Origin of the sequence: Rhodococcus sp. PvR044 (assembly GCF_040548995.1) — a bacterium.
GTDB lineage: Bacteria > Actinomycetota > Actinomycetes > Mycobacteriales > Mycobacteriaceae > Rhodococcus_G > Rhodococcus_G oryzae.
Genome location: NZ_JBEPSX010000006.1, coordinates 265,266 through 285,908, shown reverse-complemented (window position 1 = coordinate 285,908; position 20,643 = coordinate 265,266). Strand labels below are relative to the sequence as shown.

Sequence of the window (20,643 nt, the reverse complement as noted above, 5' to 3'; positions counted from 1 at the left end):
GGAGTGGCTGACAATTCTCCCGTTGGCCGGAGCCAGGGGCGGGTGACGATTTCCCGGGTTCTGAGCCGGGGGTGGGGGCCGAATGTGGCCCCCGCTGTTGCCCACTGTGTCGGGTCACGCGCGTGAAGCGTTACCGATTCGAAGACAAACGCGCAGATGGGGGAGGTATCCCCTATCGGGCGGGGATCCCCTATCGGCCCCACCCCCCACGCGCTCCGCGAGGCAGGGGAGTTCACCCCGTTGGGGCGGGGTGTCCGCGTACCTAGCGTTGAGGGCAATCGTTTCGCGTCGTCTATCGCGATCCGTTCGACCAGACCTCAGGAGATCGACATGACCACCAACGCTCTTCTCGACTTCATCCTCAGCCTCCTGCGTGATGACGAGGCGAGGGCGCTGTACTGCCAGAACCCGGACGCGGCGTTGGCCGCCGCCGGGCTGGGCGGCGTGTGCGCCGCGGACATCTCCGCAGTGGCCCCGTTGGTCGCCGAGTCGGGTCTGTTCGCCGGCGCCGCAGGTGAGTTGACGAGCATCGTGAACGCGGGGCTCGACACGGCCGTCGGCGGTGCACTCGGTGGCGGCCTCGGTGGTGGCCTCGGACTGGGAGGTGGCCTCGGTCTGGGTGGCGGCCTCGCGGCAGGCGCAGGCGCGGGTCTGGGGCTCGGTGGCGGACTCGGTCTCGGTGGCGACATCGACCTGGGAGCCGATCTGAGCGCGGCTCTGAGCGCGGCGCTGGGGGCTGCTCTGCAGATCGGCGGACAGATCGGCGCCGATCTCGGTGCGGCCATCGGTGCGGCCCTCGAGGCATCGCTCGGCCTGGGCGGCGCCGTGGACGTGAACGCGGACCTGGGCCTTGGCGGTGCGCTCAGCGGTGCGCTGGGTGGCGCGCTCGGAGTCGGCGGAGACCTGGTGGCCGAGCTCGGCGGCGCGCTGAACGCCGCGTTGAGCGGGGTGACCGACCTGGACCTGGGCGGGGCGCTCGATCTCGGCGCGGTGCTGGGCGGTGCCCTCGGGGTCGGTGGCGACCTCGGCGCCGACCTGGGTCTCGCGCTCGGTGGGGTGCTCGGTGCCGCGTTCGGTGCGGAGGGTGCACTCGGTGGCGCCTTGTCCACCGCGCTCGAGGGCGGCCTCGATCTCGGCACCGCGCTGGGCGGCACCCTCGGCGGCGCACTCGGCCTCGGCGGCGAACTGACCTCCGGTCTGACCGGTGCGCTCGACGCGGCGCTCGGTGCCGGCGGCGGCCTTGACCTCGACGGCCTGCTCGGTCTCGGTGGCGGCCTGACCTCCGGTCTGACGGGCGCGCTCGATGCGGTGCTGGGTGCGGGCGGTGGCCTTGACCTCGACGGTGTGCTCGGTCTCGGTGGCGGCCTGACCTCCGGTCTGACCGGTGCGCTCGACGGGGTGCTGGACCTGGGCGGCGGCCTCGGTGGTGGCCTGGACCTGGGCGGCGACCTCGGCGCCACGCTGAGCGCGGCGCTGGGCGGGGCGCTCGGAGCGGGCGGCGATGTCGCCGCCGACCTCGGTGGCGCGCTGGGTGGCACGCTCGGCGCCCTGGTCGGTGCGGGTGCGGGCCTGGATCTGGGCGGCGTCCTCGGTGCGGGCGGGGAGATCGGCGGGGACCTCGGCGCCACGCTGGCCGGTGCGCTCGGCGGTGCGCTCGGGGTGGACGGCGGCCTCACTGCCGGGCTCGGTGCGGCGCTGGACGCGGCGCTCGGCGCCGCGGGCGGCCTCGACCTCGGTGCGGAGGGTGGCCTCGGCGGATCGCTCAGCACCGCGCTCGAGGGCGTGCTCGGTGCGGGCGGGGAGATCGGCACGGACCTGGGGGCTTCGCTGGGCGGGGTGCTCGGCGCGGCGCTCGGTGCGGGCGGCGATCTCGGTGGGGAACTCGAGGCGGCGCTCGGTGGCGCGGCGGGTGGCACCGGTGAGATCGACCTCGGCGGCGCGCTCGGCACGGTGCTCGGCACCGCCCTCGATCTCGACGGCGGCCTCGCAGGCGGGCTGGGCACGGCCCTCGAGGGTGCCCTCGGGGCGGGCGGCGCGCTCGGCGGAGACCTCGACCTCGGCGGTGCCCTCGGGGGTGCGCTCGGTGGCGGCCTCGACCTGGGCGGCGCGGTCGACGGACTTCTCGGTGCGGGCGGCGCCCTCGATCTGGGCGGCACTCTCGACGGCCTCCTCGGCGCGGGCGTCGGCCTCGACCTCGGTGTCGGCGCGGACCTCGACGCCGGCCTCAATGCGGCAGCGGGCCTCGGCGGCGGACTGGACGCGGTCGCGGGCCTCGGTGCGGGCCTGACCAGCGGCCTGGCCGGCGGTCTCGGTGGCCTGTTCGGTGCGGGTGCCGGCCTCGGCGGCAGCCTGACCGGCGCGCTGGACGGTGCCGCGAACGCGGGCGCGGACCTGGGCGGCGCGTTGTCGGGTGCGGCGAACGCGGGTGCGGAGCTGGGTGGCGGCCTGACCGGTGCGCTCGATGGCGCCGCGAACGCGGGTGCTGAGCTCGGCGGCGGCCTGACCGGTGCGCTCGATGGCGCGGCCAACGCGGGTGCGGAGCTCGGCGGCGGCCTGACCGGCGCACTGGACGGTGCGGCCAACGCGGGCGCGGAGCTGGGTGGAGCCCTGTCGGGTGCGGCGAGCGCTGGCGCAGACCTGGGCGGCGCACTGTCGGGGGTCGCGAACACCGGTGCGGAGCTCGGTGGCGCCCTCTCGGGTGCCGCGGGAGCGGCCACGGACCTGACGACCGGCCTGGACGCCGTCGCGGACCTCGGCGGCGCGGTCACCGGTGCGGTCGATGCAGGCATCGGGGCGGGCGTTGGCGGCGCGACGTCGGCGGGCGGCGAGCTCGGCGGCACCTCCGACCTGGTCGGCGGGATCAGCTCCGGCCTCGGCGGTGCCACCGCGGCCACCGGGAACGCGTGGTCGTCGCTGGACGCCTCGAACGCCTTCGGCAGTGAGGTCACCACGACCCACGAGGCGGACGGCGGCCTGTTCGGCGATGGGCTCGGCGGCATCGGCGGCGGGCTCTTCGGAGACGCGGATGCGACCGGCGCCGCCGAGATCGGCGGCGAGGCGGCCGCGCACGCGGATCCGCTGCTGCCCTGATCGATCTGTAACGGAGCCGGCCCCGTACGCGTTATTGCGTGTGGGGCCGGCTCCGTGCTGGATACAGTGAAATCGCTCGCCGCGAGCGCCCGTTCGGGCGCCCGCGGCGCAGATTGGATTGTGGGTCGGGTTCATGGACAACGCAGCTGCTTCGGCAGTCGAACGCACCGCCGCGGGACAGGCAACGGCCGCGGACATGGTGGCGCTGCTCGAGCGGACCGGGGTCATCGCCCGGACCGCCGGGCGAGCCGATCTGGTGGACCGCCTTGAGCTGGCCAAGACCAGGGTGCTGGATCCGCGGATGCGGATTGTCGTGGTCGGCCCGCTCAAGCAGGGCAAGAGCCAGTTGGTGAACTCGCTGCTCGGCCTGACCGTGTGCACGGTCGGCGACGACGAGACCACCGCGGTGCCCACGGTCGTGCAGAACGCGCAGACGGCGAGCGCGGAGTTGGTCCTCGCCGAGCCGGGAGCCGACGCCGTCAGGGTGGCGGTGCCGCTGGAGGAACTGAGCGCCGTCACGCCGTCGACGCCGCTGGCCGGCGGACGCGAGGTGCTGCGGGTCGAGGTGAACGTGCCGAGCCCGCTGCTCGCCGACGGGCTGGTGCTGGTGGACACCCCAGGCGTCGGCGGGCACGGAAACCCACACGCGGCAAGCACTCTCGGCCTACTTCCCGCTGCCGACGCGGTCCTGGTGCTCTCGGATGCCAGTCAGGAGTTCACCGAACCGGAGGTCGCGTTCCTTCGGCAGGTCCTCGGCCTGTGCCCGGCCGTGGCCTGCCTGATCAGCAAGACCGATCTGTACCCGCACTGGCGGGAGATCGTCGAGGCGGACCGCGGGCACCTCGGCCGCGCCGGGCTCAGCGTGCCGTTGATCCCGGTGTCGTCGGCGCTGCGCTCGCACGCGGTGCGACTGCAGGACGAGGAGCTGAACGTCGAGTCGGGGTTCACCGACCTCTACGCGTTCCTGCGCGAGCAGGTGGTGGCAAGGGGAGACCTCACCACCCGCCGCGCGGTGGCGCTGGACGTGCACTCGGTCACCGAACACCTGACCCTCGCGCTCGGCAGCGAGCTCGCCGCGCTTCGTGACCCGGCCAAAGGCGCTGCGGCCGTTGCGGAGCTGCAGAAGGCCAAGGTCGCGGCCGAGGAGCTGCACAAGCGCACCTCGCTGTGGCAGCAGACCCTGTCCGACGGCGTCACCGACCTGGCCGCCGACATCGACCACGACCTGCGGGACCGGCTGCGCCGCGTCACCCGCCAGGCCGAGGAGTCCGTGGACGAGGGCGACCCCGGCAAGGACTGGGCGGAGCTCGGCGAGTGGCTCGAGCAACAGGTCGCGACCTCGATCGGCGACAACTTCGTCTGGGCGCACGACCGCGCGATCTGGCTGGCCGAGGTGGTGGCCGGGCACTTCGCGGAGTCCGGGTCGGTGGACCTGCCGCACCTCGACGTCGCCGACCTGGGCGGGGTCCTCGAGCCCGTCAGCTCCCTCGCCGACCTCGAATCGGGGAGCATCGGCATCACCCAGAAGATGCTCGTCGGCATGCGCGGCTCGTACGGCGGCGTGCTGATGTTCGGGCTGATCACCACGCTGATGGGGATGGCCCTGGTGAACCCGATCTCCGTGGGCGCCGGGCTGGTGCTGGGCACCAAGGCCTATCGGGAGGATCGCGAGCAGCGGATCCTCAAGCGCCGCAGCGAGGCGAAGGTCGCGATCCGGCGGTTCGTCGACGACGTCAGCTTCCAGGTGAACAAGGAGTCGAAGGATCGGCTGCGGCTGATCCAGCGACTGCTGCGCGACCACTTCACCGCCATCGCCGAGCAGACCCTGCGCTCACTCAACGACTCGCTGCGCGCCGCGCAGGAGGCCGCGAACCTGGCCACCACCGAACGTACCCAGCGCGCCGCCCAGATCGAGCGGGACATGCGCGCGCTGAGCGAGCTCAAGGAGCTTGCGGCACAGATGCTCCCGGTGGAGATCGAACGGTGAGCGCGGGCGCGCTGGCGCAGGCGCGGGCACTGATCGGTGCGGCACGTGAGGTGTATGCGGGCGATCCCACGGTACGCAGGCAACTCGACGAGTGCGCCGAGCGGATCGATCAGCCGCTCCGGGTCGCGCTCGCCGGGTCGTTGAAGGCCGGTAAGTCGACGCTGCTCAATGCGCTTGTGGGACAGGACATCGCACCGACCGACGCCACGGAGTGCACCCGTGTCGTCACCTGGTACCGGCAGGGCCCGACGCCGACGGTCACCGCGTGGCACCACGGCGACCAGTCCTTCAACGTGCCCGTCCAGCGGCGAGAGGGCAGCAGCCTCACCTTCGACCTCGGCGCGATGACGGCCGCGGAGGTGGACCGGCTGGACGTGGAGTGGCCGGCGCGGGCGCTCACCAACACCACCATCATCGACACCCCCGGCACGTCCTCGCTCTCGCGCGACGTCTCCGCCCGCACACTGGAGATGCTGACCCCGGAGGACTCGGCCTCGGGCGCGGATGCCGTGGTGTACCTGCTGCGCACCCTCGCCGCCACCGACGTCGCATTCCTCGGTCAGATCGGCTCGCACGTCGGCGGCGAGTCCGGACCCCTCGGGGTGGTCGGGGTGGTCTCGCGCGCGGACGAGGTGGGCGCGGGCCGCCTCGACGCGATGATGTCGGCCAAGGAGGTCGCGTCCCGCTTCGCCACCGAGCTGGAGCTGACGGGGCTGTGTCAGGCGGTGGTCCCGGTCGCCGGGCTGCTCGCGCTCGGCGCGCGCACGCTACGGCAGCGCGAGTACGAGGCCTTCCGCGCGCTGGCCGAGGTTCCGCCCGAGGACCTGCAGCTGGCGATGCTGTCCGCGGACCGGTTCTCCCGCCCGGACAGCCCGCTGCCGGTGGACGCGCACACCCGCGCCCAGTTGGCGCACCGTTTCGGGTTGTTCGGAATCCGGCTGGCGGTCACGCTGATCAAGCTCGGCACGCCCGATTCGCCCAGTCTCGCAACGCAGCTCGTCGAGCGTAGTGGCCTCCACGAGCTGCGGCAGGTGATCGACGTGCAGTTCGGTCAGCGCGCGGATCAGCTCAAGACACACTCGGCCCTGCTCGCGCTCACCCGCGTGCTCTCGGCCCACCCCCGCGCCGAGTCCGCGCCGATCCTCGCCGCGGCGCAACGACTGCTCGCCGATGTGCACGGCTTCCAGGAGTTGCGGCTGCTCGGGCGATTGCGCTCGACCCGGCCGAACCTGTCCGACGATGATGTCGCGCAGCTGCAGCGGCTGGTCGGCGGGTTCGGCATCGGGCGCAGCGAGCGGCTCGGGCTCCACCCCGACGACGGCGTCGCCGCGGAGCGGGCCGCGGCCCTTGCGGCGGTGCGCAAGTGGCGGACCTGGGCCGAACATCCGCTGCTGGATCAGTTCACCGCGCGCGCCTGCGGGATCGGCGCGCGCAGCGCGGAGGGCGTGCTCGCCGAGCTCTCGGGCTAGGCGTCCGGCCGCGGGTCGCGGCGGTCAGTGCCGCAACCAGCGACTCATACCGGGCGCGAAAAGCGCTGCGACGCCGATGGTCACGAGTCCGGCGTAGACGAGTGGGGCCCACTCCAGCACGCCGCCGGAGGCCTCGCCCGCGTCGACCATGAGCGACAAGAACACGATGGCCGCGGCGACGGAGACGACGCCGACCAGGGCGAGGGCGATTCGGGCGGCGCTGCGACGCCCACCGAGCAGGTGCAGACAGATCAGTCCGGCGACCAGCAGCAGCGCGGCGGCCGACGCGCAGCCCAGCAGGGTGACCGAGACGGTGTCGGCGATGTCGCGGTGGGCGGTGCGCGGCCGTTCGGCGGACAGTGCGGACTCCAGCGCGTCGCGGACCGCGGTCAGCTCGAGCGCGGTGGCGGCACCGATGCCGATCAGGACGGCGAACGAGCCGATCCAGGCGGACCGGGCGACGGTGAGAGCGCGCGGCGGGGCGTCGGTGGGCGCGGGGCGCAGCGGGGTGGCGGCAAACTCCGGGCGCGGTGGCTGCGGGCGGTGCGGCGGCTGCGGCGGTGCGGCCTGGGGCGGGACTCCGAACTCCTGCTCGCCTGCGTTGTCCATGCCTGGATCGTAGGCGTCCGGCTAGGGGTTCCCCGCGGATCCCGGACTAGGCGTCGTACTGCCACTGGTGATCGGCGGGCGTGCACATGATCTCCCTGCCCTCCGGCGTCTGCGATCTCTCGTCGAGCGCGGGGTCGCACGGCGATCCGAATTCGTGGACGCCGACGATCCGCCCGTTGGTACCCGACCAGGCGCCCGCGCCGTCGGGACCGCGCCGGCAGGAGAGCTGTTCGCCGGTGTCCCCGTCGACGCCGACCCGATTCTCCGAGCATCCTCCGCCCTCGGATCCGACGATCGGATCGGCGGCGGGCGGGTGCGGACCGGGGTGTGCGACGGCGGCGCCCCCGAGCCCGAGCGCGGGCAGGGCGATCAGTGCGGCGACGGCGGCGGTGCGGATGGCCGCGGTGATTCGGTTGGTGGACATGACGGCAGACCGTTCGTGTGGTTGGGGGTGCGGCCGAGGCTCGCAGGACACCTCCAACGCTATGACCGGACCCCTCGCCGCACCATCACCACACGGGACGGGAACTCGCCGGAGAAAGTTCGTGCGCCAGGGAACAAAACGCGAACCGCCCCCGTTGACCACTTCGACAGCCTTGAGTGAACCAGACTCAAGTTCGAGCTTGACTCCCACGCCGATGGGTTGCAAACTTGAGCGTGTAGCACTCACTTAGGGTGAGATGGCCAAGAAATGCCAGCACAACCAGCCCCGGCGCCTAACGTCGCCGGGGGTGCTGCGACAAGTAGGAGGAACACTATGGCTCGTGCGGTCGGAATCGACCTCGGGACCACCAACTCGGTCGTGTCTGTGCTCGAAGGCGGCGAGCCCGTAGTGGTCGCCAACTCCGAGGGCTCGCGCACCACCCCGTCGATCGTCGCCTTCGCCAAGAACGGTGAGGTGCTGGTCGGCCAGCCCGCAAAGAACCAGGCGGTCACGAACGTCGACCGCACCATCCGCTCGGTCAAGCGCCACGTCGGCACCGACTGGAACGTCGAGATCGACGGCAAGAAGTACACGTCGCAGGAGATCAGCGCGCGCACGCTCATGAAGCTGAAGCGCGACGCCGAGGCGTACCTCGGTGAGGAGATCACCGACGCCGTCATCACCGTGCCCGCGTACTTCGAGGACGCGCAGCGTCAGGCCACCAAGGAAGCCGGCCAGATCGCCGGCCTCAACGTGCTCCGCATCGTCAACGAGCCCACCGCGGCCGCGCTGGCGTACGGCCTGGACAAGGGCGAGAAGGAACAGACCATCCTGGTCTTCGACCTCGGCGGCGGCACCTTCGACGTGTCCCTGCTCGAGATCGGCGACGGCGTCGTCGAGGTCCGCGCGACCTCCGGCGACAACCACCTCGGTGGCGACGACTGGGACGAGCGCATCGTCTCCTGGCTCGTCGACAAGTTCAAGGCGTCCAGCGGCATCGACCTGACCAAGGACAAGATGGCCCTGCAGCGTCTGCGCGAGGCCGCCGAGAAGGCGAAGATCGAGCTGTCCTCCTCGCAGAGCACCTCGATCAACCTGCCGTACATCACCGTGGACGCGGACAAGAACCCGCTGTTCCTCGATGAGCAGCTGACCCGCGCCGAGTTCCAGAAGATCACCTCCGACCTGCTCGACCGCACCCGTGCGCCGTTCCAGGCCGTGATCAAGGACAGCGGTATCTCGGTCAAGGACATCGACAACGTCGTGCTCGTCGGTGGTTCCACCCGTATGCCCGCGGTCTCGGACCTGGTCCGCGAGCTGACCGGTGGCCGCGAGCCCAACAAGGGCGTGAACCCGGACGAGGTCGTCGCCATCGGCGCAGCCCTGCAGGCCGGCGTGCTCAAGGGCGAGGTCAAGGACGTGCTGCTCCTCGACGTCACCCCGCTCTCCCTCGGCATCGAGACCAAGGGTGGCGTGATGACCAAGCTCATCGAGCGCAACACCACCATCCCGACCAAGCGCTCGGAGACCTTCACCACGGCGGACGACAACCAGCCGTCGGTGCAGATCCAGGTGTTCCAGGGTGAGCGCGAGATCGCCTCGCACAACAAGCTCCTGGGATCCTTCGAGCTCGCGGGCATCCCGCCGGCCCCTCGCGGCGTGCCGCAGATCGAGGTCACCTTCGACATCGATGCCAACGGCATCGTGCACGTGACCGCGAAGGACAAGGGCACCGGCAAGGAGAACACGATCAAGATCCAGGACGGCTCCGGCCTGTCCAAGGAGGAGATCGAGCGGATGGTCAAGGACGCCGAGGCGCACGCCGAGGAGGACAAGGCCCGCCGCGAGGAGGCCGAGGTCCGCAACCAGGCCGAGTCGCTGGTGCACCAGACCGAGAAGTTCATCAAGGACAACGAGGACAAGGTGCCCGCGGACGTCAAGGAGAAGGTCGAGGCCGCCATCGCGGAGGCCAACACCGCCCTTGCCGGCACCGACATCTCCGCGGTGAAGTCCGCCGTGGAGAAGCTCGCCACCGAGTCCCAGGCCCTGGGCGAGGCGATCTACAAGGCGCAGGCCGATGAGTCCGCGGCAGGCGCCGACGGCGCCGCCCCGAGCCAGGGCGACGATGTCGTCGACGCCGAGGTCGTGGACGAGCCCTCCGATCAGGACAAGAAGTGACCGAACGGGACGCCGACCGCGAACCAGTAGTCGACACCGAGACCCTGGCCGCCGCTGATGCGGCGGCCGGGGCCGCGGCCGACACCGAGGACACCGTGGACGAGCTGCTCACGCTGACCTCGGAGCTCGAGAAGGCCAGCACCGAACTGGGCTACGCGAAGGCGGAGATCGCGAACATCCGCCGGAATTCGCTCGTCCGCATCGACCAGGCGGTCGCGGCGGAGCGGGCCTCGGTGGTCGGAAAGTTCCTCGATGTGGTGGACGACCTCGACCGGGCCCGCGCGCACGGTGACCTGGAGTCCGGCCCGCTGAAGGCGCTGTCCGACAAGCTCGCCGGGGTGCTGGAGGGTCTCGGTCTCGCGGCGTTCGGCGACGAGGGCGACGCCTTCTCCCCGGAGCTGCACGAGGCCGTGCAGGTCGAGGGCGACGGCGACCATCCGGTGCTCGGGACGGTCCTTCGCAAGGGCTACCGCCTCGGCGACCGGATCCTGCGGACGGCGATGGTGACGGTCACGGACGGCGCGCCTGCGCCGGACGGGGCCCCGGAGTAGTTACACAGGAAGCAACGAGAGGAGGAGACGCCCGGTGAGTGAGCGGGAGTGGATCGAGAAGGACTTCTACAAGGAGCTGGGCGTCTCCTCTGATGCTTCGGCAGACGAGATCAAGAAGGCCTACCGGAAGCTGGCGCGGGATCTGCACCCCGACGCCAACCCCGGGGACACGGCGGCCGAGGAGCGGTTCAAGGCCGTGAGCGAGGCGAACGCCGTGCTCTCGGATGCCGCCAAGCGCAAGGAGTACGACGAGGCCCGCCGGCTGTTCGCCAGCGGCGGCTTCGGTCGCGGTGGTTTCCGCCCCGGCGCCGAGTACAGCACGGCGGGCGGCGGATTCGGGGGCGGCGAGTTCAACATCGGTGACCTGTTCGGCGGTGGCACCAGTTACACCTCCGGCGGTGACGGCGGCATCGGCGACATCTTCGGCGGCCTGTTCGGCGGCGGTCGAGGTGGCGGCACGCGGACCGGTGCGGGCACCCGCCCGCAGCGGGGCAGCGACGTGGAGGCCGAGACCACCCTGCCGTTCCGCGAGGCCGCGACGGGCGTCACGGTGCCGCTGCGGCTGACCAGTCCGGCGTCCTGCATCACCTGCCACGGCAGCGGTGCGAAGCCGGGCACCAGCCCGCGGGTGTGCCCGCGCTGCAACGGTTCCGGAATCGTCAGCAGGAACCAGGGCGCGTTCGGGTTCAGCGAGCCGTGTGACGACTGCCGCGGCACCGGCTCGATCATCGACGACCCGTGCACCGACTGCCACGGCACCGGAGTGCAGAACCGCACCCGCAACCTCACCGTCCGGATCCCGAAGGGCGTGAGCGACGGGCAGCGGATCAGGCTGGCCGGGCAGGGCGAAGCGGGCCTGCGCGGCGCGCCGTCGGGCGACCTGTACGTCACCGTGCACGTCAAGGCGGACAAGGTGTTCGGCCGCAACGGCGACGACCTGACCGTCACCGTGCCGGTCAGCTACGGCGAACTGGTGCTCGGCACCACCGTTTCCGTACCCACCCTCGAGGGCCGGGTCGGTGTCAAGATCCCGGCCGGCACCGTGGACGGCCGGATCCTCCGGGTGCGCGGTCGCGGGGTGCCCAAGCGCAGCGGCGGTGCGGGCGATCTGCTCGTGACCGTCAAGGTCGCGGTGCCGCAGGATCTCGACGAGACCGCCACCGAGGCGCTGCAGACCTATCTGTCGGCCGAGAAGGCCAGCGGATTCGATCCGCGTGCGGGCTGGGCGGGTGCGTGATGACCGCGCCCCGGGGACCAGGCCACAGCCGGTCTGACGTGCCCGCGGACCCGGACGCCCAGGTCTTCGTGATCTCGGTGGCCGCGGAACTGGCGGGCATGCACGCCCAGACGCTGCGGACCTACGACCGGCTCGGCCTGGTGACCCCGCACCGCACCACCGGTGGGGGTCGCCGCTACTCGCCCCGGGACGTGGCACTGCTGCGCGAGGTGCAGCGGCTTTCCCAGGACGAGGGCGTCAACCTGGCGGGCATCAAGCGGATCATCGAGCTGACCAATCAGGTGGAGGCGCTGCAACGGCGGGTCACCGAGATGGCCGCCGAGATCGCCCAGGTGCACGCCAGCTATCGGCGGGACCTGGTGCCGATCCCGCGCAACAACGCACTGGTCGTCTGGAAGCCCAGGCACGAGCGCTGATCCGCCCTGTCGCGCAGTCGAGCGCAGGGCGATCGGTTCGGCGGCGTTGAACGATGCAGGGCCGGGCTCCGTTTGATGGCGACGATTGGTTAGCGATCGGTCGCCAGTCGTCGCAATGATGCGTCCAGGTCCCGTACTAGCGCTCCGACACGGCCGCGACCGCTCGGGGCGTTCGGGTAACGCGTCAGGACGCTCACCACGACGGGGCTTGCCAGATCTTCTGCCTTCTCGATGTATTCGGCGCCGACGCTGTGGTCGTCGCATGCATCGAGCTCAAAGGCTCGAGCCGCGTGGGCGGCCGGTCCGAGGATGTGCAAGACCTGAGTCGCTTTTGCCAGCGGATGCAGGAACGCCGCACTGGCCGCGGCAACGGCAGCCCGCGCAGCAGCGCTCGCCGCAGCCTGTCCTGCATCACGTGTCTCTTGATAGGCCCGGTTTGCCGCCCACGCGTTGTCCCGGATCGCCTTGGTCCGCTTGGCTCCCTCCACGAACGTCTGCGCAGCGTCGATCGCTGCACGTGGGCGCCGATCGTCAGGGTGTTCACGTTCGAAGATGGCCAAGGCGGGCTCCGCGCAGGTCACGGCAAAGCGCGTGATCTCGCGCAGTTCAGCCATGCTGAGTTCTATCGTCAGTTTCTCGTCGGCCACATTCATGACACTCAACCGTATCGTTGAACTGTCCGTTGAAGCTTTCCAGTGATATTGGCAGGACAGTGACGCAAAACCTTCAATATGGTCGGCGACTCAGGCGACAGGCCTTTGGCCCGGCCGCTGCGCCGGTATCCGGCGAATTGCCAGATCGCGGTCGGAGCCTCGTGAGACAGTGAGCCATGGCCGGTCTCGGGTCGTGGTGAGCGATGGTCGAGAAGGTACGCGTCGTGGTCGCCGACGATCATCCGCTCTTTCGTGACGGCGTCGTCCGGGCGCTCGTCGGGAGCGGCGCCGTCGAGGTGGTGGGGGAGGCCGACGACGGGGCCGCCGCGCTGGCGTTGATCAGGGAGCATCGACCGCAGGTCGCGCTGGTCGACTACCGGATGCCGCAGCTCGACGGGAGTCAGGTCGCGGCCGCCGTGCGCCGCGACGAACTGGGCACCCGGGTGTTGCTGCTCTCCGCGCACGACGAGTCCGCGATCGTGTACCACGCGGTGCAGGAGGGCGCGGCCGGGTTCCTGCCGAAGGAGTCGACGCGGGCCGAGATCGTGGCCGCGGTCCTCGACTGCGCGAAGGGTCGCGACGTGCTCCCCGCCGGCCTGGCCGCGGGCCTGCTCGGCGAGGTCCGGCGGCACGCCGAGCCCACCGGTCCGGCGCTGAGCGCCCGCGAGCGGGAGGTGCTGGCGGCCATCGCCCGCGGGTTGACGATCCCGGCAATCGCGGGGGAGCTGTTCCTGGCGCCGTCCACGGTGAAGACCCACGTGCAGCGGCTGTACGAGAAGCTGGGGGTGAGCGATCGCGCGGCGGCGGTGGCCGAGGCCATGCGCCGGGGATTGCTGGAGTGACGTGGCGGGCCGTGATCGGGACCGTGTCGTCGAGCGGTACGCGACGGAGGCCGTGCGGGTCACCGCCGTCCTTCGGCTCCCGCTGATCGCGCTGATCGCGCTGCTGGGTCCGGTCGTCCGCATCGAGCACTGGATGCCGACGCTGTTCCGGCTGGTCCTGCTGGGGTACGCCGTCGCGGCGGCGGTGTGGCTCGCGGTGGTGCTGCGCAGGCAGGTGCGGCCGTGGGCGGGCTGGGCGTCCACCGGCGTCGACATCGCGGCGCTGCTCGCGCTCTGCCTGGCGTCCGGCGGCGCGACCTCCTCGCTGCTACCGGTGTTCTTCCTGCTGCCGGTGGCGGTGGCGTTCCAGTACCGGCCCGCGCTGACCGCCTCCCTCGGCACCTGCACGGCCGTCGGCTACCTGTTGGTGTGGATCTTCTACGCGGTCCGAGACGACCTCGTCGACCTGCCGGGAGTGGTGTTCCTGTACTTCGGTTTCCTGTTGTGGCTCACCGCCGCGACCACCGCGCTGTCCTTCGTCCTTATGCGCCGCTCGGGGACCGTGATCTCGCTGCTGGACGTGCGCCGACGCCTGGTCGCCGAGTCGATGGGGGCGGAGGAGCGCGAGCGCAGGCGACTGGCCGAGCACCTGCACGACGGCCCGCTGCAGAACGTCCTCGCCGCCCGGATGGACCTCGAGGAGGCGATCGAGCGCGACCGGGACCCCGCACTGGTGGCCGCGGAGGCCGCGCTGCGCGAGACCGCCACCCAGCTCCGTTCGACGGTCACCACGCTGCACCCGCAGGTGCTCGAGCAGCTGGGCCTGACGGCGGCGCTGCGTGAGCTGGCCGACGGGCATGGCCGCCGCGGCGGCTACGAGATGCGGGTGCGGCTGGAGGAGGTGGGCAGGCCGGACTGTCAGTCGCAGCTCTACCGGGTGGCAAGGGAGGCGCTCGGCAACGTCGACAAGCATGCGCACGCGCGCCGGGTCGAGGTGCTGCTGGCCCGCACCGCCACGGCCATCACCCTCGAGGTGGCCGACGACGGTGTCGGCTTCGACCCGGACGACCTGCCCGCGCGGGTCGCCGAGGGGCACATCGGGCTGGCCTCGCAGTTCCTCCGGATCGAGAACCTGGGCGGGACCCTGGAGCTGACGTCGGCGCCGGGGGAGGGCACCCGTGTGGTGGCGACGGTCCCCTCGTCCTGATGGATCAGATCGGGCAGCCGGAAGCCGGTGTCCTGCTGACGAAGTTCGGCCGGACATCGAGATCGGGGTCGTCGTAGAGCCGGTGGAAGGTCGGCGTCAATGCCGCGGACATCGGTGGGTTGATCCACGACCAGTCCGTCGGGCAGGTGCGCCCGGCCTTCTCCTCACGGCCGACGAAGTCGAGGAACTGCTTGGCCACCGTGTGGTGGTCGACCATGATCACCCCCGCCTCCCGGTAGCTGTGGATGACCGCCCGGTTCAGCTCGACCAGCGCCCGGTCCTTCCATAGCGTGCGGTCCGAGCTCATGTCGAGCCGCAGCTTCTTGGCGATGGTCGGCAGCATGTCGTACCGGTCCTCGTCGCTGAAGTTGCGGGCACCGACCTCGGTGCTCACGTACCAGCCGTTGAACGGCGCGCAGGGGTAGGTGAGCCCGCCGATCTCCAGGTCCATGTCGGACACCGCGGGCACCGCGTGCCACTTGAGGCCCAGCTTGGCGAACCACTTGTAGTTCGGGTGCTCGAGCGGGACCTCGAGAACCAGGTCCTCGGGCACCTCGAACCACTGCAGCGGCTCGTCGGGGACCGAGATCAGCAACGGCAGCACGTCGAACCGGGTGCCCTCGCCCTTCCAGCCCATCTTCGTCACCTGTTCGGTGAGTGCGACGTGCCACGGGTCGCCGGTGATGCTGCCGTCCTCGTTGCGGTACCCCGCGTAGCGGATGAGCTGGGGGCTGAGGATGCGGAACTCCCGGCCGTCCGGGAGCGGTCGCGGGCCGATGGTGATCACCGACTGCAGCGCGCCGCCGTTGGTGGCGACCCGCAGGTGTTCCCAGCACGCCTCGGCCAGTTCCGCCGCGGTCACCGCGTGGCGGGCGTCGATCAGCTTGAGGGTGCGCCAGTGATTGCGCCCCACACAGCGCGCGTGGTTCCGCCAGGCGAGCTTCGCCCCGATCAGGAGTTCCTCGGCGGTGTGCTCGTAGCGCCCGGTGAGCGCGAACTCGTCGAGTGCCGCGGTGTGCCGTTCCGCGGGCAGGTGCGCCAGCTCCGGTTGCGCGAAGAACTCGGTGCACTCGCGCAGCCGCCGCTCCAGGTCCTCGGTTGTCGACGTCCGGGCGCTCGCGGCCGAAATGTCGCGGAGCCCTTCCTCTCCGGAGGCTATGACCACGGTGACGGAACTCCATTCTGCCGCCCCCGCGGCGGCCTCACATCGACGAAGACCCTAGTGTGAGAACCGTCAGTCTGCGAGTTGAACGGACGTTCTACTAGTACGTGTTTCGGATGTGGCGATTCCTCGCTAGACTTCCCCAAACCCAACGGCAACCAGCCGGAGGGGCCACGCGACCTGCAGAGGACACCGCAGGCCGCGTTTGTATGCGGAACGGGGACTCTGCAGTGGATTCAACGGCTATTTCGCTTGTCCGAACGACCTTCAAGGCCGTGGCGGCAATCGACGACGGACCGGCTCGGCTGACGCAGTCGTTCTACTCCGTGTTGTTCGCGAACAACCCCGACGTCCGCGAGTTCTTCCCCGCCGCCATGGAGGCCCAGCGAGAGCGGCTGGTCCACGCGATCGCCTACGTCATCGACCAGCTCGACGACCCTGAGCCGGTTCTCCTGTTCCTCGCTCAGCTCGGCCGCGATCACCGCAAGTACGGCGTGGTCGACGCGCACTACACCGCCGTCGGCAACGCGCTGATCTTCGCGCTCAAGAACTTCGCGGGCAACGAGATGTGGACCGACGAGGTCGACAACGCCTGGCGCGAGGCCATCGCCCTGATCGCCTCGGTGATGATGGAGGCCGCGAACGCCGAGACCGGCCCCGCGACCTGGACCGGCACCGTCGTCGAGCACAAGCAGGTGCTCCAGGATGTCGCGGTGGTCCGGCTGCAGCTGGACCGGCCGATGGAGTACGGCGCCGGCCAGTACGTGAGCGTGACCGTCCCCGGCCGTCCCCGCATGTGGCGCTACCTCTCGCCCGCCATCCCGGCGAACCCCGAGGGGCAGATCGAGTTCCATGTCCGGCGCGTCTCCGGCGGCTGGGTGAGCCCGGCGATGGTCGGCCAGACCAACCTCGGCGACACCTGGGTGATGGGTTCCCCGCTCGGCGCGCTCGGCGTGGACCGCACCCAGAACCGGGACATGCTGATGATCGGGTCGGGAACGGGCATCGCCCCGCTGCGCGCGCAGCTGATGGAGATGGCGATGCGCGCGAACAACCCGAACGTGCACGTGTTCGTGGGCGGCAACTACCCGTGCGACCTGTACGACATCGAGACCCTGTGGCAGCTGTCGCTGACCAACCCGTGGCTGACCGTCATCCCGGTCTCCGAGGAGGACACCAACCCCTGGTTCCACCTCGACCCGATCCCGTCCCCGCCCGCCGGGATGTACAAGCGGATCACCGGCAAGGTCAGCGCCGTCGCCGCCGATTTCGGTGACTGGTCGAACCACGACATCCAGATCGTCGGGTCCGCCTCCACGATCCAGACTGCGAAGTTCCGGCTGCAGGCCAAGGGTGTCCCGGTCGAGAACATGCGGCACGACCCCCTGTACTGATCCGGGTCAGGGCATCGCACCGCCCGGTCAGCGGGAGAGGCGGTAGGCCACGATGACGCCGCCGCAATAGCGTCGCTGGAGAGAGAGTCTCCAGCGAAAGGCAGTCACCGTGAACGCCCAGTCAGCTTCGTCCGCAGGGACCGCTTCCCCTCAGGCCGACACAGCAGCCGACGTCGACGTGGTCGTCGTCGGCGCCGGCTTTGCCGGGCTCTACGCGCTCCATCGGCTCCGAGGAGCAGGGCTCACGGTGCGGGTGTTCGAGGCGGGCGACGGGGTCGGTGGCGTCTGGTACTGGAACAGGTACCCCGGCGCGCGCTGCGACGTCGAGAGCGTCGACTACTCGTACTCGTTCTCCGAAGAACTGCAGCAGGATTGGGACTGGAGCGAGAAGTACGCCACCCAGCCGGAGATCCTGCGCTACGTCAACCACGTCGCGGACCGCTTCGACCTGCGCCGCGACATCACCTTCGGCACCAGGGTGACCGACACGGTGCTCGACGAGCAGACGCTGCGCTGGCAGGTCAGCACGGATGCGGGCGAGACGATCTCCGCCCGGTTCGTCATCTTCGCGGTCGGCCCGCTGTCCAATGCGAACATCCCCGCCATCGAGGGCCTCGACGAGTTCCAGGGCGGGGTCTATCACACCGCGCACTGGCCGCACGAGGGCGTCGACTTCACGGGCAAGCGGGTCGGCGTGATCGGGACGGGATCCTCCGGCATCCAGACGATCCCGTTCATCGCGGAGCAGGCCGAGCAGCTGCACGTGTTCCAGCGCAGCGCGAACTACAGCGTGCCCGCGGGCAACGTGCCGCTCGACGAGGAGACCAGGCGCGCGCAGAAGGCGGGCTACGCCGAGCGACGCAGGCTCTCGTTCCTCAGCGGCGGCGGCTCCCCGCACCAGGCGCACCCCAGCAACGCCCTCGAGGTCTCGGAGGAGGAGCGGCGCGAGGCCTACGAGAAGCGCTGGCAGCTCGGCGGGGTGCTGTTCAGCAAGACGTTCCCGGACCAGGTGCTCGATGCCGACGCCAACGCCACCGCCAGGGAGTTCTGGGAGGGCAAGGTGCGCGCGGTCATCGACGACCCCGAGGTCGCGGAGCTGCTGATCCCGAAGGACCACGCGATCGGCACCAAGCGGATCTGCACCGACGCCAACTACTACCAGACCTACAACCGCGCCAACGTGAACCTGGTGAACCTCAAGGCCACCCCGATCGCCCGCATCGACGCGACCGGCGTCAACACGACCGGCGAGCGCTACGAGCTGGACGCCCTCGTGCTGGCCACCGGGTTCGATGCGATGACCGGTTCGCTCGAGAAGGTGAACATCGTCGGCCGCGACGGCCGGACGTTGAACCAGGCGTGGGCGGAGGGCCCGCGGACCTACCTCGGCCTCGGCACGGACGGGTTCCCCAACCTGTTCAACCTGACCGGGCCGGGCAGCCCGTCGGTGCTCGCGAACATGGTGCTGCACTCGGAGCTGCACGTGAACTGGGTCGCTGACCTGATCGAGCACCTCGACACCCACGGCGCCGTCGCCGTCGAGGCGACCGCCGATGCGGTCACCGCGTGGGGACGCGAGTGCACCGATCGGGCCGCGTCCACACTCATGACCACGGCGAACTCGTGGTACCTCGGCGCCAACATCCCCGGTAAGCCGCGGGTGTTCATGCCGTTCGTCGGCGGCTTCGGCGCCTACGGCGAGATCATCGCCGACGTCGCGGCCGCCGGGTACAAGGGATTCGAGCTCATCGAGGCGGGTGCCTGACCACACCGTCCCGGTGGGGTGACCGCGCTGATCGGGCCGAACGGTTCGGGCAAGACCACCATGCTGAACATGATCTGCGGGTTCTACAAGCCAGACTCCGGCCGGATCCTGATCGGGGACAACGAGGTCCAGGGCCTGTCCCCGGACCGTGTCGCCCGGGTCGGTGTCGCCCGGACCTTCCAGACCCCGAACATCCCGGAGCACATCACCGTGCTGGAGGCGGTGGCCTCGGGGCGGTACAGCACCGATCGGGTGTCGATGGTCGCCACCGTGCTGCGGCTGCCCAGCTACCGCAGGGTGCGCGCCGCCGACCTCGCCGAGGCGCAGCGCGCCCTCGAGATGGTCGGGATGTCACACCTGCGCGACGAGACGGCCACCGCGCTGCCCCTTGGCATGCGCAGGCTCCTCGAGGTCGCGCGGTCCGTGGTCGCCGAGCCCCGGGTGCTGCTGCTCGACGAGGTCGCCTCCGGCCTGGACGAGAACGAGGTCGAGCGGCTCGCGGACCTGATCCGCGACCTGCGCGACGCCGGCGCCACGGTGGTGTTGGTGGAGCACAACTTCCGGCTCGTCCTCGAGCTCGCCAACCGCATCGTGGTGCTCGCCCAGGGAGCCGTCATCGCGGACGGCAGCCCCGCCGAGATCGAGCAGAACCCGCGGGTGCTCAGCGAGTACCTCGGCGTCAGCGTCGAGGAGACCGGTGCCCGCACCATCGCCGACGAAGAGGCCGCACTGTCCACGGAGGTGAAGTCATGACCGCAGGCGCCACGACACCGCTACTGAGCGTGCGGAACCTGGAGTCCGGATACGGCGACCTGCGGGTGGTCTGGGACGTCTCGCTCGACGTCTGGCCAGGCAAGGTGACGGCCCTGCTCGGTCGCAACGGTGCGGGCAAGACCAGCACCCTGCGCGCCATCTCCGGGCTGAACAAGATCTCGGCGGGCTCCGTCGAGTTCGACGGGCAGGACATCTCCAAGGTCCCGGCCCACCAGCGGGTCCGACGTGGGATCGCCTACGTCCAGGAGGGCAAGCGGGTCTTCCACCGCCAGACCGTCGAGCAGAACCTCATCCTCGGCGGCTACGTCCGCAAGATGCGGCGGTCCGCGCTCAAGCAGGAGGTCGCGCGGATCTATGACCTGTTCCCGATCCTCGGCGAGAAGCGCGGCCTGCTCGCGGGCTCGATGTCGGGTGGCCAGCAACAGATGCTGGCCATCGGGCAGGCGCTGATGGCCGAGCCGACGCTGCTGCTCCTCGACGAGCCGTCAGGCGGCCTGGCCCCGGTGATCGTCAACGAGGTGATGGAACGGGTGAGCGTGCTCAAGGAGGCCGGGCTCGCGGTGCTGCTCGTCGAGCAGGCGGTCGAGGCGGCGATGAGCGTGGCCGACCACGTCACCGTGCTCGACATCGGACGGGTGGTGATGGACGCCGACGCCGGTGACATCGACGACCTCGCGGTCCTGCGGGACGCGTACTTCGGGCGGGTCGGCGGCTAGGGCCGGTCTCCTGGACAGCAGGGTGAGGATGTTGTCGACGGTCTCGGGGCATGGGGACTCCTCCGGGACCGCCGTCAACGTTGTGGCGGCGGAGGCATTCCCGGACCGCGGGCCGGGTCACAACCAGGCATTCAGGTTGTGTTCACCTGGCCGCCCCGATCGGTCTCTTGGCTATACAACTTGTGCACGC

At 70.7% G+C, this 20,643-nt stretch carries 16 protein-coding genes and 1 pseudogene; 13 read left to right on the top strand and 4 right to left on the bottom strand.

The window, feature by feature from the left end; translation table 11 throughout:
* The first annotated feature begins 330 nt into the window (after positions 1-330).
* The 3 genes from ABIC28_RS16540 to ABIC28_RS16530 all read left to right on the top strand — a co-directional run bounded on the left by ABIC28_RS16540 (position 331) and on the right by ABIC28_RS16530 (position 6,546).
* Complete coding sequence (locus tag ABIC28_RS16540) at positions 331-3,090, top strand: IniB N-terminal domain-containing protein (protein WP_354579843.1); 2,760 nt, start codon at positions 331-333, stop codon at positions 3,088-3,090.
* A gap of 133 nt (positions 3,091-3,223) precedes the next feature.
* On the top strand, positions 3,224-5,077 hold the full coding sequence (locus ABIC28_RS16535; RefSeq protein ID WP_209928432.1) for a dynamin family protein: 1,854 nt from the start codon (positions 3,224-3,226) through the stop codon (positions 5,075-5,077).
* Positions 5,074-6,546, top strand: a complete 1,473-nt coding sequence (locus ABIC28_RS16530) for a dynamin family protein (protein ID WP_354579840.1) — start codon at positions 5,074-5,076, stop codon at positions 6,544-6,546. Before ABIC28_RS16535 ends, ABIC28_RS16530 begins: the two co-directional genes overlap by 4 nt.
* A gap of 24 nt (positions 6,547-6,570) precedes the next feature.
* Here ABIC28_RS16530 and ABIC28_RS16525 read toward each other — a convergent pair whose 3' ends face one another.
* Entirely contained in the window at positions 6,571-7,155 is a 585-nt protein-coding gene (locus ABIC28_RS16525; protein ID WP_354579838.1) for a hypothetical protein, read from the bottom strand.
* A gap of 46 nt (positions 7,156-7,201) precedes the next feature.
* Positions 7,202-7,579, bottom strand: coding sequence for a hypothetical protein (locus ABIC28_RS16520; RefSeq protein WP_354579836.1), 378 nt, complete (start codon positions 7,577-7,579; stop codon positions 7,202-7,204).
* 333 nt (positions 7,580-7,912) lie between these two features.
* On the opposite strand from ABIC28_RS16520, the gene dnaK reads away from it, so the two are divergent.
* Genes dnaK through ABIC28_RS16500 form a run of 4 tightly spaced genes read left to right on the top strand, consistent with a single transcriptional unit; the run spans position 7,913 to position 11,961 of the window.
* The gene (gene dnaK, locus ABIC28_RS16515; protein ID WP_097210014.1) at positions 7,913-9,757 is read left to right on the top strand and encodes a molecular chaperone DnaK; all 1,845 of its coding nucleotides are present in this window, start codon (positions 7,913-7,915) and stop codon (positions 9,755-9,757) included.
* On the top strand, positions 9,754-10,308 hold the full coding sequence (gene grpE / locus ABIC28_RS16510; protein ID WP_097210015.1) for a nucleotide exchange factor GrpE: 555 nt from the start codon (positions 9,754-9,756) through the stop codon (positions 10,306-10,308). Before dnaK ends, grpE begins: the two co-directional genes overlap by 4 nt.
* A 34-nt stretch (positions 10,309-10,342) precedes the next feature.
* Positions 10,343-11,545: a molecular chaperone DnaJ gene (gene dnaJ / locus ABIC28_RS16505; RefSeq protein ID WP_097210016.1), complete on the top strand. Its 1,203-nt coding sequence runs from the start codon at positions 10,343-10,345 to the stop codon at positions 11,543-11,545.
* Positions 11,545-11,961, top strand: a complete 417-nt coding sequence (locus ABIC28_RS16500; protein ID WP_077040431.1) for a heat shock protein transcriptional repressor HspR — start codon at positions 11,545-11,547, stop codon at positions 11,959-11,961. The genes dnaJ and ABIC28_RS16500 overlap by 1 nt, the downstream gene beginning before the upstream one ends.
* An 89-nt stretch (positions 11,962-12,050) precedes the next feature.
* Here the strand turns inward: ABIC28_RS16500 and ABIC28_RS16495 are convergent, their stop codons facing one another.
* Positions 12,051-12,614, bottom strand: coding sequence for a putative immunity protein (locus ABIC28_RS16495; protein WP_209928437.1), 564 nt, complete (start codon positions 12,612-12,614; stop codon positions 12,051-12,053).
* Positions 12,615-12,817: 203 nt separating this feature from the next.
* On the opposite strand from ABIC28_RS16495, the gene ABIC28_RS16490 reads away from it, so the two are divergent.
* Together ABIC28_RS16490 and ABIC28_RS16485 are read left to right on the top strand one after the other, a co-directional pair.
* Positions 12,818-13,456, top strand: coding sequence for a response regulator (locus tag ABIC28_RS16490; protein WP_077040433.1), 639 nt, complete (start codon positions 12,818-12,820; stop codon positions 13,454-13,456).
* A 1-nt stretch (position 13,457) separates the two neighbouring features.
* Entirely contained in the window at positions 13,458-14,642 is a 1,185-nt protein-coding gene (locus tag ABIC28_RS16485; RefSeq protein ID WP_097210018.1) for a sensor histidine kinase, read from the top strand.
* A 4-nt stretch (positions 14,643-14,646) separates the two neighbouring features.
* Here the strand turns inward: ABIC28_RS16485 and ABIC28_RS16480 are convergent, their stop codons facing one another.
* On the bottom strand, positions 14,647-15,771 hold the full coding sequence (locus ABIC28_RS16480; protein WP_179800447.1) for a nitric oxide synthase oxygenase: 1,125 nt from the start codon (positions 15,769-15,771) through the stop codon (positions 14,647-14,649).
* Between the two features lie 263 nt (positions 15,772-16,034).
* Between ABIC28_RS16480 and ABIC28_RS16475 the strand changes: the two genes are divergently transcribed.
* The 4 genes and pseudogenes from ABIC28_RS16475 (at position 16,035) to ABIC28_RS16460 (ending at position 20,453) form a co-directional block, all read left to right on the top strand.
* Positions 16,035-17,198: a globin domain-containing protein gene (locus ABIC28_RS16475; RefSeq protein ID WP_179800425.1), complete on the top strand. Its 1,164-nt coding sequence runs from the start codon at positions 16,035-16,037 to the stop codon at positions 17,196-17,198.
* A 109-nt stretch (positions 17,199-17,307) separates the two neighbouring features.
* On the top strand, positions 17,308-18,963 hold the full coding sequence (locus tag ABIC28_RS16470) for a flavin-containing monooxygenase (RefSeq protein ID WP_502945024.1): 1,656 nt from the start codon (positions 17,308-17,310) through the stop codon (positions 18,961-18,963).
* A 9-nt stretch (positions 18,964-18,972) separates the two neighbouring features.
* A pseudogene (locus ABIC28_RS16465) lies at positions 18,973-19,716 on the top strand (ABC transporter ATP-binding protein); the annotation flags it as partial.
* Positions 19,713-20,453, top strand: coding sequence for an ABC transporter ATP-binding protein (locus ABIC28_RS16460; RefSeq protein ID WP_097210024.1), 741 nt, complete (start codon positions 19,713-19,715; stop codon positions 20,451-20,453). The pseudogene ABIC28_RS16465 and the gene ABIC28_RS16460, both read left to right, overlap by 4 nt.
* Positions 20,454-20,643: the final 190 nt, after the last annotated feature.